The following is a 13,334-nucleotide window of genomic DNA, read 5'->3' as shown; positions in this document are numbered from 1 at the left end:
CGCTTCGTCGATAACGCCCACCTCTCGCGGCACGCCGAAGCCCGAAGCCCAGCTTGAGCGCTTTCGCCAGCGTGCTCTAGACTCCTCCCGATGCTCCCGCGCAAACTCCTCGCCACAGCCCCAATCCCGGATACGAACAAGCAGTTGCATCTGTATCAGTCCGGCGATCTGTTCTCGATCAAAGTCCTCGGCCTCGGCGACCTAATGACCACCCGCATGCACGGCTCCGAACGGGCCTTAGCGGAGCTCGCCACCGCCCACCTCGCCAAGACCCCAACGCCGCGCTTGCTCGTGGGCGGCCTAGGCATCGGATTCACCCTCCGAGCCGCCCTGGACACGTTGGGGGAATGCGCGCAAGTCGTCGTCGCCGAGCTGGTGCCCGAGGTCGTCGACTGGAACCGCGAGTGGATCGGAGCACCGGCCGGTCACCCGCTCGAGGATCCCCGCACTAGCGTCTTCATCGGCGATGTGGCCAAGCAGCTGCGGCGTCCGGGGAGCGGCTTCGACGCCATCATGCTCGACGTGGATAACGGGCCCGAAGGCTGGGTCCGCTCGGACAACGATTGGCTCTACTCCCTGGAAGGGCTGGGCTCGGCGCGCGCTGCCCTGCGCAGAGGCGGCGTGCTTGCCATCTGGTCTGCCGGACCGGACCGCGAGTTCGTCCAACGCCTGCGCAAGAGTGGCTATCGCGTACAAGAGCACAAGGTGAGTCCTCACCGTCAAGGCAAGGGGGGCTACCACCACATCTGGTTGGCGTCCTGAAACAACCACATCGCTGTGCTCTGGGACTGGGGTACACTGCCGGCCCTGCGCAGCGACGCAGCCACGAAATGCCAATGAACATCCTCGAACTGAGCGCCCTGCTCCTAACGCTGGCGGCGACTTTCGCCTACCTGAACCATCGCGTGGTCGGTCTGCCGATGACCATCGGCGTGATGCTCCTCGCCATGTGCACCTCCCTTATCCTGGTGCTCGCCGGCAACTTCGGCCTTCAGGCCCAGCTCGGCGAGGCACGCGACATCGTGCGCGGCATCGACTTCGACCAGGCGCTGATGGACGGCATGCTGAGCTTCCTGCTGTTCGCCGGCGCCCTGCACGTGAAGCTCGAGGAACTGGCCCGCTACCGCTGGTTGGTGGGGATCCTGGCGAGCCTCGGGGTGGTCTTCACCACGTTCGTGGTGGGCACGGGCGCGTGGTTGCTCTTCGGCCTGCTCGGCATCGAGCTGCCCTGGATATACGGCCTGCTCTTCGGCGCCCTGATCGCACCGACCGATCCCGTCGCGGTGCTAGCGGTGCTCAAATCCGCCGGCGTCTCCAAAGCGATCGAGACCAAGATCGCGGGTGAGAGCCTATTCAACGACGGTGTCGCGGTGGTTGTCTTCATCGCCGTCAGCGGCATCGCCGTGCAGGGCGATGAGGCGAGCGCTCTGCACATCGCGGAGCTCTTCGTGCACGAAGCGCTGGGCGGCGCCGCGCTCGGCCTTGCCCTCGGCTGGGTCGTCTACCGCTTGCTCGCCCCCATCGACAACTACCAGGTGGAGATCCTGCTCACCCTAGCCCTTGTGGCTGGTGGCTACACGCTCGCTCACTCCCTTCACCTATCGGGCCCAATCGCTATGGTGGTGGCTGGCTTGCTGATCGGCAATCGCGGGCGCGCCTTCGCCATGTCCGAGCAGACCCGACTGCGCCTGGACGATTTCTGGGAGCTTATCGACGAAATACTGAACGCCGTGCTGTTCCTGATCATCGGCTTGGAGGTGCTAGCGATCACCTTCGGCGGGCGCGAGCTGGCCGCTGGCGTGCTGGTCATTCCACTGGTGCTCATCGCGCGCTGGCTCAGCGTACTCGGGCCCGTGCAGCTCCTGCGAGCCCGTCAGGAGTTCCCGCCGAACGTGGTGCGAATGATGACCTGGGGAGGCATCCGCGGCGGCATCTCGGTGGCCCTGGCACTCTCCCTTCCGCCAAGTGCCGAGCGCGAAATCCTGGTGGCAGTAGCCTACTGCGTCGTGGTGTTCTCCATCCTGGTGCAGGGAACGACGATGAAGCGTCTCGCAGAGGCCACCCGCGAGGCGTAAGAGCGCCTCGCACGGCTCGCACGATCGAGTCGACGTCCTGACCCTTGGCCCGCATAGAAATCCCCTAGGTAGCCGGCGAGCGGTATTGCCACGGGATGCGTACGTCGGCGCGATCTGGCATCGTGAGCTAGTGCTGATCGTCGAGGCTTGCTGCTCATGTCCCCTGGTGTCCGCCTGCTTGTCGCCGCCCTCGGCGGGCTTACCGTCGGCGCCATCCTTAGCGGCCCGTTGACGCACAGACTCCAGCGCACCGACCCCGCGCTTGCGGCCCCTTCGGCCGCAGGCCAACACGAGGCGACCCCATTCCGGCAAACGCCCACTGATGCGACGCGCAAAGCGTTGCCGCCAGATCTCGCGTCAGCCCTCGCCGCCAGCACTCCCTTCGGCCGAGACCTCGCGCTACACCAACTCGCGGCGCAAAGCGCCCCTCGCTCGCTGCGCAGCGGCATCGAACGGATGGCGGGCACCGGGCAGAGCGCCGGCGGCCGGGGCGCGGCGGCAGGCATCTTCCTACAGCGGCTCACGGAGCTCTCACCGCAGGAAGCACTCGGCCAAATCAACCAGGCAGCCACCGTGGATGCGGACTACTTCACGCGCATCGTGTTCGGCACCTGGGCCGAGGTGGACCTGACGGCAGCCATCGAAGGCGTACGCCAGCTACAGTCCTCGCCGATGCGTCAAGTGGCCGGCGATACGATTGTCGAGGTGTGGGGTGCTCTAGATCCCTCGCGGGTGGACTGGATCATCTCCCGCCTACCCGCAACCTACCAAGCTAAATCGGCACGCCGACGACTTCTCGCGCGCGACGTGGCCACGGACCCAGCCGCAACCCTGGGCAAGGCCCTCGCCACCAGGGACCGCGTCACGCGCTGGAAGCAGGTCGCGACGATCGCACGCCTGTGGGCGGACACGGATCCTTACGCCGCCCTCGCCCAAGCAGCGCTGATCGAAGACGCCAACGCCCGCCTCGCCTTCGAGCGGGCAGTGACCGACCGCTGGGCCCAACGCGATCCGCGCGCCGCCATCGCTCAAATCGCTCAACGGCGGCGCAGCTCCGAGCGTGGACAGCAGCTGATGAAGATCCTGCGTTACCTAACGCCCGTCGACCCACAGGGTGCCCTGCGATGGGCCGAGGAGCTCGAATCCGTGCAGGGCCACTCGGGCTACACGCAGAATGTGTTGCGTGAGTTGGCGGAACACGACGCGCAGCTAGCCGCCGATCAGCTAGCGCGCCTGAACACCAGCGGATCGCGCCAACAGGTGGTCTCTAGCATCGCCATCGCCCTGGCTCGCCAGCAACCGGAGGGTGTGCTGGGCTGGATCAATTCCTTGGGCTCCTCATCCGAGCGCTCGATGGCCTTCAGCGCGGCCGTAAACACGCTCGCCCTGACTGATACCAGCGCGGCCATTACCATGCTGGAAGGCGCACCCACAGAGCGCATCCGTAACGAAGCGCTCGCATCAACTGTCAATCGCATCGCCGACCAACGCCCGGAGGAAGCGGCTGCGCTGCTCGCGCTGCTGCCAGAGGGTTCTCAGCAGCACACGAACGCCCTGCAGAATCTCGCCAGCCTCTGGGCCCGCTCAGACCCCTACGCCGCCCTCGCCTGGGCGGAGCGCCTGCCGGAGGCTCAGCGCGCGCAAGCCCTGCCGCAGACCATCGGCATGTTGGCTCAGGAAGACCTGATGGCCGCCGCAAACCTCGTGCCGACCCTGGACGGCCCAACGCGACGCCAGGCTCTGAACGAGGTGGCCACCCGCTACGGCGCGAAGCAGCCCGCCGCTGCCCTGAGTTGGGTTCAGGGTTTCGCTGGAGAGCCCGGCTACGACGAGTCCCTATCCGGCGTGTTGAACAACTGGGTGCAGACCGATCCGCGTAGCGCCATGTTGGCTCTGGACCGTATCGAGGCGTCGCAAACCGCAAAGCTCGCCCCGCAACTCATGGGTCAGTGGGCGCGCTCGGCCCCCCCGGCGGCCTCACGCTGGGTGAACCGCCTACCAGACACTGCTCGGTCGGGCTCGGCGCGCGCAGTCGCTAGCGCTTGGGCCCAATCAGACGTACAGCAAGCGATCTCCTGGGCGACGGACCTCAGCCGGGACTCCGGCCGGGATCAGGCCATCGGTGCTGCTCTGCAGGTGGGTATGAGCCTGCAGCCTGACTTCGTCAACGAGGCGATCGATTGGCTGCGCGAGATCGAAGACCCGGCCCAACGCGAAAGCACCACCACAAACATTATTCGTAGGTTGGCGCGCCAAGACCCGACGTCGGCCCGAGCGCAGCTGGAGCGAGTCAACCTGTCGCCGGAGCGGCGCAACCAGCTGATCAATCAAATCGAAGCCTACGAGCGTCGCCGCGGGGGGTAGCGCCCTCATGCGGCGCCGTGTCGGCCGGTGTGGGCCTGACACTGGCAAAAAGGTTGAGCGAGAGGCGACCGGTGGAGAAGTCCTGCGTCAGAAGGTCCGGTCGGGTGATATGCCCCGAGTGAGGGTATTCGCCGTCGTAGAACACGAAGCGGTTCCACTTCGCCGGCACCACCTCCATGAGCTCGGCAATGTCGTTGCTTTGTGTCATGTAACGGGGCGCCTCACGATAGTAGGCCGAGTTTGCCTGCAGGTAGCGGTGCGCCGCCTGCGGATCCCGTAGCTCCCTCGCCATCGCCTCGAAGGCAATCGCCTGTCGCTTCCAACGGTAGAAGGCCGTGCCGCCAAGCGCCGCGTTATCGAACAGGTAAACTAAGCCTGCAAAGGTACGTCGATCTTGCGCATGGCGCGGATCGATGTGGCAGATGCGCTGGAAGTTCGACAGCTGCTCCGGACGAAGCGTCACCATGGACAGCCCGGCCGTAAGCTTGATGGCGCTGCGGTGGAAGGGAAAGTGACGCGAGAGTTGGCTGCGAATGAAGCGTTGGATCTGCTCCATGCACGGCGCTCCAACCACGCGTCCCGGCCCGGGGTAGGTGTGAGGGCGGATACGAAACTCGCTGGCGTGCGCTTGCGAGTAGCGCACCAAGGAAGCTGGGTCCGCGAGAAATTCATCGACGATTGCACAGCGTCGGCCGTCACCGATCTCTAGAATCTCGATCTTGGCTAGTGGGTTAACCGCAATCGTGACCGGATCCGCGCCCCCACGCGGCACGCTCGCCATCAGGCGCGGACCTTCGTGCTCTCGCGGAGCACGCTCAGGTTTTCTCGATGCTCGCGAAAGTTGAGGGCACAACCGCGAAGCATGTGGGCCACGCCGGCCTCCCGATAGAGATCGTTGGCGTCGGGCTGTTCCTTGGAGAGCTCAGGATAGGCACCGTAGCCCGATAGGAGGCAATGCCACGACAGGCTGCCGAAGTGAGATTCGAGCTTCTGGCGCTGCACTTCCTGCGTGAGATCGCCTCGGCGGTACCACACATCGAGCAGCTGACGGAGGGACTTGGAGAGCACCATGTTGTCACGATTGTCACGCCAGTAGGCGGAGTCCTCGCGGGTGTTCAACTTGTAGTGAGCCACGATGTAATCGCGCACGCGCTCGAAGCGCTGGTGGACAAGGCGATTGAACGCATCACGGTCCTCACGCTCGAAGGCCCCCTTCTTGAAGTGGTGAATAAACAGCTCCACGCTAATCTGCGTAAGCAGCAGGGCCGTGGCCTCGAGCGGCTCGATGAAGCCCTGGGAGAGTCCAAGGCTCAGGCAGTTGCGATACCAATGGTGTTCGCGCTGCCCCACGCGCATCCGCAGATGTCGCGCCTCCTCCGAGCTTTCCGTCAACCCCAAGAAATCGCGTAGCTCGCGTTCCGCCGCATCGGAATCCAGGTAGCGAGAGCTGTAGACGTAGCCATTTCCGAAGCGGTGCGTAAGCGGGATACGCCAGCACCAACCGTTGGACAGGGCGACTGAGACGGTCTCCACCGGCAATGCCCTCTCCTCCACCGGCGTCGGCAACACCACCGCCGCGTCGTTGAAGAGGTTGTCAGCGAAACTCTCAAAACGTACACCCAAGGTCTTCTCGATCAGCACTGAGGCAAAGCCCGAGCAATCGACGAAGAAATCCGCCTCGATGCGCTCCTCGCCCTCCGCGATAAGGGCGGCGAGATCTCCGGCGTCATCCTGTTCCACGGACACAACGCGCCGTTGCAGGTGCTGTACGCCACGGCCTACGGCAGTCTGCGCCAGGAAAGCGCCCAGCTTGCCGGCGTCGAAGTGATAGCCGTAGTCCATGACAAACGGGAAGGTCTGCGCTGCTTGGGGCCCCTTGCGTGCCTGGGCCAATACGCCGTTCAGAAAGAAGTCGCCCGGATCGGTGTGGACATCAAGGCCGAAGCGACGGCGGCGACAGTTGCCCATGAAGGTGTTCTGGGAGAGCGTGTCAATCTGCGAGACGAAGGGATGGGCGTAGCGGGCAAGGCCAGACTTCGGGCTCCACCCCTCGAAGGCGATGCTCACCTTGTAGGTGGCGTTGCACCGGGGCATCCACTGCGCCTCCGGCACGTCGATCATCTCGAAGAAACGCTTGAGGGTGGGGGTGGACCCCTCCCCAACCCCCACGGTGCCAATCTGCGGCGACTCGACGAGACTGACCCGTACTTCGTGCGACGGCCACGCCCGGGCGAAGAGGTTGGCGGCCATCCATCCCGCCGTGCCTCCTCCCAGGATAACAATACGCTTAGGCTTCACGGTGGCCCCACCGCGCTAGGTATTCGCCGCACAGAACATATCGAGGAAACCGTCGTGGCTAGGCATGCGAGCCAGGGGCTCGCGCTTGACCCGCGCCATGGTGGTCATCTTCTCGCGCAGCTGGGCGTCGGTGAGCGAGCCAGCCAGGGGATGGAAGTCCTGCGGCATGACCCCTTGGCCTAACAATACCTGCAGCCATGAGGGCTCCAGGAAGATATCCATATTGTCCGGGAACAAGGCGCCGCTCTCGCGAAACACGTCGATCTTCTCGCGCAGGCGGTGGGGCACCTCCATCTCCCGCAGATCACGCCAGAACTGCGTGTCGTGCCGGCCGTTTACATGGTAGTGGAGTATGATGAAGTCGCGGATGTACTCAAACTCGACCTGAGACTGGCGGTTGTACTCATCCACCATCGTAGGCAGCACTCCGGCGTGGGGGAACATCTTAACCAGGCGCACAATCGCCGACTGAATCAGGTAGATGCTGGTGGACTCAAGCGGCTCCAGGAACCCGCTCGAGAGCCCGATGGCCACCACATTGCGGTGCCATTGCTTGCGGGCGCGCCCGGTGCGGAAGCGAATCAGGCGCGGCTCATCCTCGAGCGCTTCGCTATCGAGGTTGCCCATCAGCAGCGCTGCGGCCTCGTCGTCGCTGTAGTGGCGACTGCTGTAGACCAGGCCGTTGCCATTACGATGCTGCAGCGGAATTCGCCATTGCCAGCCGGCGCCGTGGGCAATGGAGCGAGTGTACGGGGCTGTCTCCTGGAAGCGCTTCGACGGCACGGCGAGGGCACGGTCGCAAGGTAGCCAGTGCCCCCAGTCCTCGAAGCCCACACCCAAGTGTTGCTGAATCAGCAAGCCACGGCCGCCGGAGCAATCGATGAAGAAATCACCGTCCACCTGTTTGCCGTTGTCCAGGTGCAGGCGGTTGACGTGGCCGTTCTCGGGATCGAGATCGACCGCGCGGATCAACCCTTCCGTGCGCGTGACGCCCCGCCCCTCGCTGTAGCGGCGCAGGTACTGGCCGTAGAGAGACGAATCGAAATGATAGGCGTAGGGCAGCTCGAACATGGCGTCGCTGACCTGCAGCTTGGCGAACTTACCCGCCTCACAGCAAAGATAGTTGAGATCGTAGTCCCAGAGGTTGCTGTGTTGCCCCGCCTTCTCTGCGCGCGTCCAGAAATGGTGGAAGTGGCAGAAGGCTTGGCTGCGCCCAGGGGCGCCGAAGGTGTGGTAGTACTGCTCACCTGGCACTCGCCAATTTTCAAAGCGGATAGCGAGCTTGATGCTGGCCTTGGTCTCGCGCAGGAACTCCGCCTCGTCGAGGCCAAGCACCGCATTGACATGCTGAATAGGCGGAATCGTCGCCTCGCCGACACCGATGATGCCAATCGCGTCGGACTCGACCAGCTCGACCTCCACCTGCTGCCCCAGCACGCGGCTGAACAACGCCGCGGACATCCAGCCGGCCGTGCCACCGCCGACGATGACTACCTTCTTCGTTAGCTTTCCCATGAGCTACTCCCTTGCCGCATACGACCGCCGTGTCGCGTACACGTGGCCGGCACTCATGAACGGCGCGGCGTATTTTTCCTGAGCAGTATGGCACGACGCCCGAGCGCGAGGCGCCCGGGCGTCGTGTTCACCGACTCTTGTGCTCGAGTACTACCGGAACTGGTAATTCACGCGCAAGAGATAGGTCGCCCCAAAGGTCTGGAATTGCAGCACCTCACGCGTGTCGTCGTTAGTGAGGGTGGTGACCTCGTTGGTGAGGTTCTGCCCCTGCAAGGCTACACGCAGACCGGACAGACGATCGAAACCGCCGGCTCCGAAGTCGTATGCAATCTGCGCGTCCCACAGCTCAGCACCTTGGTCCGTCAGGGGGGTCAGGGCCAGGCTCAAGCCGCGGGCCTCCGTTAGAAAATCCGTTCGCCGACGGCCAGAGACGCGGATCTCGAAGCCCGCCTTCTCGTAAAAGGCCGTCAGCTGGTAGTTCTCATCGGAGAGTCCGGGGACTCGCCCACCGTCTTCCAGTCCGCCGCTGGCAATCGCGACGCCGAGGGCAACACCGAAGCCATCCAACGCCTCGTGGAAGATGTGGAAGGGCACGTTCGCTTGGAACTCGTAGCCGCGCACATCGCCCTCGAGACCGTCCTCACGGAAGGTGACCACGCCGTCGAAGGTGGCGGGGGTGATGATGTTGCCGTCATCATCCGTGGCCTGGTGGTAGCCCGGGATGAAGAACTGACTGAAGTCCGCGAGGAAGGCGCCGTTGCGATGCCAGTTGAGGAGGTCCTTGTAGAAGAACCCAACCGAGAGGAAGCCGTCGTCGGCGAAGTACCACTCGTAGGCCAGATCGACGTTGTTAGCCTCGAGCGGACGTAGGGCTGGGTTGCCGGCGTTACCGCTCCAGGGGCCGCCGGCGGGGTCGGTCGCGGCGACATTGGACGCATTGAAGTTGAACGACACCGTCGTGTTGGGCCGCATGTCGTCCATGCGCGGGCGGCTCAGGGTCTTCGACGCGGCCAGACGCACCTTGTGACCGTTGTTGAAGTCGAAGTTCAAGTTGAAGCTCGGCAGGACATCCGTGTAGTCGTCACCGCCCTCTACGGGTGTGGCCTGTACGAACAGATCCGGGCCCGTCTGAGTAGAGAAGCCCGTTGCCTGTTGATCCGTGTTCACCACCTGCACACCGGCGTTACCGCTGATGCCGAAGGCGGCGAAGTCATGGCGGAAGTCGAGCTGAGTGTAGAACTGCAGCAGCTCCTCGTTCACCGTGTAAGTGTCACCAAGGCGGCCCGTCTCCAAGGCAGAGGCGTCCGTCAGCGTGTAGAAGCCGCTGTCGAACAGGGCTAGAGCATCGTAGGCCACCACCCCGGGGATGCCGATGAAACTCAGGTCCGTCGCGCCCGCGCGCACGTCCTCGGGGATCAACGCATCCTCGGGGAAGGTAGGTGCGGTCAGGAAGAAGCCGTCGTTGTCCTTCGACTTGCTGCGGTCGGAGTAGCGCAAACCGAAGCCCAAGCGATCCACGAAGGCGCCCTCGAAGTAGCGCTGACCGTTGAAGGCGATCGCCGTCAGGTCCTCATCGAAGATCGGCTCATTGACGAAACCGTCCTGCGCCTGGGAAGGACCGATGTCGGGGAACACATCGTTGGGCGCGAAGGCATCGACCGGCGCCAGGGCACCACCCCAGGACTGAGGACCGGCTAAGCGGATCATGTTGAAGTCCGTGAGGTCCACACTCTCGCCGCTGTAGACCGTGCCGTCGGGACCGGACTGGAAGCTGCGCACCGTGGGATCGCCCTGCGTGTCCAGGCCAGCGCGGCCCACGCCCGAGTAACTCTCGATGTTGGTGATGCGCTTCTCGGTCTCGCCGTAGGACGCGTCAACGCCCAGCACCCAGTTGTCGTTCGGGCGGAACTCGAGGTTGGCGCCGAAGGTGGTGAGCTCTCCGCGGGTCCGCTCCGCGTCGTTACGGATAACAGAGAGGAAACCGCCGTCGATATCACCGCTGGTGACGAAGCCGTTTTCGACGCCGGTGATCGTGTAGTCGCCGGTGCCCCAAACAGCGCCGCCTTCCTCCACGCCGCGGAAGACTTCGTCCTCCTGAAAATCAATGTAAAGAGCATCGAAAGTTGCAGTGACTTTCTCCGACGGCTCGAACTGAAGGACGGCCGTGGCGGCGGTCCGTTCGAGGCTCGCTGAGCGCGCGAAGGAGTCATGTCCGCCCACCACCGTCTCATCGCCCGTGAGACTGACGCCGTCGCCGGCGTTGGCCGGATCCACAGTGGGGTAGCCCCAACCGCGGAAGTGTTCTTCCTGACTCGGCGACTCCGTATGAGTCACGGCGAAGGCAAGGCCCACCGTGTCGTCGGCGAAGCGATCGGAAAAGCCGAGGGCGAGCCGGTAGCCGTTGTCATCGAAGTCCGGGTTGGCAGATGACTGACCGTTCTGCTCGTATGACAGGTTGGTCGTCAGGTACGACGCTGCCTCGAGCGGCTTGGTCGTACGCAGGTCGACCACGCCGCCGATCCCCTGCACGTACAGGCTCGACTCCATGGACTTGTAGATCAGTGCACCGCTCAGGATCTCCGACGGGTACAGATCAAACTCAACACCGCGATTGTCGCCAATACCAAGCAATTCTCGCCCGTTGAGCGTCGTGCCCACGTAATCCTCTCGGAACCCGCGCACGGAGATGCCGGAGGTGCGCCCGTTACGACGCTCACCTGCTAGACCCGTAAGGCGCGCCAACGATTCCGCGATACTTGTATCGGGTAACTGACCGATGTCGTCGACTGTGAGCGCCTCGACGATAGTGGTGCTGTCCTGCTTCAAGGACTGGGCACGCATCAGGCGTCCCCGGGTGCCCGTCACCAGCACCTCTTCCATCATCGAATCGTCTTGCGCGCCGCTGGCGCTGCTGTCCTGAGCCATGGCCGCCGGCGCGATCATCGCGCCGCCGTACAGCGCGGCTGCAACGGCCAACGACAAGGACAGTGTTGCTCCCTGACCTTCCATACTCTTCCCCCTAAGCCTGGCGGCTACCATGTCTTCCCCCCCACGGGTATTCTTTGGATTATCTTCCAATCGATGCTAACGCGATCCGTCGATACAAAAACGTGAAAACGTATGCAAACGGTTGTGCACCGCGGCGCACGGAGAAAGCGCGCTAGGCGGGGCAGTGCCGTCGATTCGCCGCGGGTCCGATGGAGCAGTGAGGGGATGCCTTGAGCAGCAGGGTGCACAAGACGACATCGCTGGATATCGCCCACGCCGCGGGCGTCTCCCAGGCCACGGTCTCGCGCGCACTCCGCGGCAGCCCGCTGGTGCGCCCGGAGACCCGTGAGCGCATCCTCCAGGCCGCCCAGGAGCTCAACTACAGCGTCGATCGAAACGCGGCTGGCCTTAGGACCGGGCGCAGCGGGACCCTCGCACTGCTGCTCTTCGAGGACCCGACGAGCGACGACTCGCAGATCAACCCCTTCTTCCTCTCGATGCTCGGCAGCATCACCCGGGCCGCGGCCGCCTGCAGCTACGACGTGCTGGTGTCCTTTCAGCAGCTCAACCACTTCACGCCCGCCTACGAGGCGAGCAATCGCGCCGACGGCATCATCCTGCTCGGCTATGGCGATTACCTGAACTATGGGGAGAAGCTGAAGGCGCTGGTGGACGCAGACGCCCACTTCATTATCTGGGGGCCACCGGTAGAGGGCCGCCCAGGCCATTCGCTGAGCTGCGACAACTACGACGGCGCCATGCAGGCCGTGCGCCACCTGGTGGCCCTCGGACGGCGTAGCATCGCCTTCATCGGGGGCGCGTCGCCGGGCAGTCCCGAGTTCCGCGATCGCTACCGGGGCTACCGCGCCGTGTTGGAAGAAGCCGGCATGAACCCGGACCCTCGCCTGTTCGAGGAGGCGATCAGCCAGGAGCGCGACGGCTACCACGCGGCGCAGCGCTTGCTCGCGAGCGGCGCCCACTTCGATGCGATTTTCGCCGCCAGTGATCTGATCGCCATCGGCGCCATGAGCGCCCTGCACGACGCCCGGATAGATGTACCGCAAGAGGTGAGCGTGATCGGCTTCGACGATCTGCCCGCCGCCGCCTACGTGTACCCCGGTCTCACCACCGTGCGCCAGGACACGGCCCAGGCGGGTGAGCGCCTCGTGCACAACCTGCTGAAGCTGATCGAGGGCGAGCCTACCCACAGCGCCCAGCTGCCCATGGAGCTGATCGTGCGCAAGTCCTGCGGTGCCTTGAAGCGTCGCTGAACGCCCCGTCCACACCCGACCACCTGTCGTCGACCGCCCCGGGTTTGCCGTCGACCCGCGACTTCGCGTAGCTTGTCGCGCTTCGACATTCCTCCGGGGAAGGAACCTTGACGAGAACTCTGGCCGCCCTGTTGGCGGCGGCAAGCTTGAGCGCCTGCGCAACGCTCACCTCACCTCCCGCCGCCCAGACCAGCGCGCCGCCAGAAACCGATCCCGTTCCACCATCCGCGTTGACCGCGGCCCCCTCCGCCGAGCCCGACTCACAGATCGTCGACGAGCCCGCCGCGGCCCCCGAGCCGGTGACCGTCGCCGCGGCGCCGCCGCCGCCCGCCACCTTGATGGATGAGATCCGCGGCGGGTTTCAGCTGGCTCATGCCACGGACGAAAAACGCGTCCAACAACACCTGGCCTGGCTCGAGCGCCACCCCACGTACCTGGAGCGCCTGCGCCCACGGGTCGAGCGCTACCTGGCGGGGATCTGCGACGACGTCCGCAAACGCCAGCTGCCCACCGAACTCTGCCTGCTGCCGATCATCGAGAGCGCCCTCGATCCCCTCGCATTCTCCCCGGGGGGCGCGGCGGGCCTGTGGCAGTTCATTCCCGCCACCGGCAAGCGCTACGGCCTGAAGATCGACTGGTGGGTGGACGAACGTCGCGATCCGATCGCCGCCACCGACGCCGCCCTCGACTACCTGCAAGCGCTGCATGAGCGCTTCGGCGATTGGACCTTGGCGGTGGCGGCTTACAACTGCGGTGAAGGTCGCGTCGCGCGTGCTGTACGCCGCGCCGGCCCGGACGCCGACTTCTTCGATCTCAAGCTGCC

9 protein-coding genes are annotated in these 13,334 nt (G+C 64.6%); 5 read left to right on the top strand and 4 right to left on the bottom strand.

What is annotated here, in order from left to right; genetic code table 11:
- The first annotated feature begins 90 nt into the window (after nt 1-90).
- The 3 genes from AAGA68_24040 (at nt 91) to AAGA68_24030 (ending at nt 4,439) form a co-directional block, all read left to right on the top strand.
- A complete protein-coding gene (locus AAGA68_24040) occupies nt 91-762 on the top strand; it encodes a hypothetical protein (GenBank protein ID MEM9388146.1) in 672 nt (223 codons plus the stop codon).
- A gap of 74 nt (nt 763-836) precedes the next feature.
- Entirely contained in the window at nt 837-2,075 is a 1,239-nt protein-coding gene (locus AAGA68_24035) for a sodium:proton antiporter (protein MEM9388145.1), read from the top strand.
- A 156-nt stretch (nt 2,076-2,231) separates the two neighbouring features.
- On the top strand, nt 2,232-4,439 hold the full coding sequence (locus AAGA68_24030) for a hypothetical protein (GenBank protein ID MEM9388144.1): 2,208 nt from the start codon (nt 2,232-2,234) through the stop codon (nt 4,437-4,439).
- Here the strand turns inward: AAGA68_24030 and AAGA68_24025 are convergent.
- The 4 genes from AAGA68_24025 to AAGA68_24010 all read right to left on the bottom strand — a co-directional run bounded on the left by AAGA68_24025 (nt 4,399) and on the right by AAGA68_24010 (nt 11,234).
- The gene (locus AAGA68_24025; protein ID MEM9388143.1) at nt 4,399-5,220 is read right to left on the bottom strand and encodes a DUF6445 family protein; all 822 of its coding nucleotides are present in this window, start codon (nt 5,218-5,220) and stop codon (nt 4,399-4,401) included. The genes AAGA68_24030 and AAGA68_24025 overlap by 41 nt on opposite strands.
- The gene (locus AAGA68_24020) at nt 5,220-6,737 is read right to left on the bottom strand and encodes a tryptophan halogenase family protein (protein ID MEM9388142.1); all 1,518 of its coding nucleotides are present in this window, start codon (nt 6,735-6,737) and stop codon (nt 5,220-5,222) included. The genes AAGA68_24025 and AAGA68_24020 overlap by 1 nt, the downstream gene beginning before the upstream one ends.
- Before the next feature lie 15 nt (nt 6,738-6,752).
- Complete coding sequence (locus AAGA68_24015; GenBank protein MEM9388141.1) at nt 6,753-8,252, bottom strand: tryptophan halogenase family protein; 1,500 nt, start codon at nt 8,250-8,252, stop codon at nt 6,753-6,755.
- 150 nt (nt 8,253-8,402) lie between these two features.
- A complete protein-coding gene (locus tag AAGA68_24010; protein MEM9388140.1) occupies nt 8,403-11,234 on the bottom strand; it encodes a TonB-dependent receptor in 2,832 nt (943 codons plus the stop codon).
- A gap of 236 nt (nt 11,235-11,470) precedes the next feature.
- On the opposite strand from AAGA68_24010, the gene AAGA68_24005 reads away from it, so the two are divergent.
- Together AAGA68_24005 and AAGA68_24000 are read left to right on the top strand one after the other, a co-directional pair.
- On the top strand, nt 11,471-12,511 hold the full coding sequence (locus tag AAGA68_24005) for a LacI family DNA-binding transcriptional regulator (GenBank protein ID MEM9388139.1): 1,041 nt from the start codon (nt 11,471-11,473) through the stop codon (nt 12,509-12,511).
- A gap of 107 nt (nt 12,512-12,618) precedes the next feature.
- On the top strand, nt 12,619-13,334 hold a 716-nt coding region (locus tag AAGA68_24000; protein ID MEM9388138.1), incomplete at its 3' end, for a transglycosylase SLT domain-containing protein.

This window comes from Pseudomonadota bacterium, from assembly GCA_039193195.1.
Classification (GTDB): domain Bacteria; phylum Pseudomonadota; class Gammaproteobacteria; order Steroidobacterales; family JBCBZW01; genus JBCBZW01.
The sequence above is the reverse complement of the archived record's forward strand: the minus strand, read 5'-3'. Positions and strand labels throughout refer to the sequence as shown.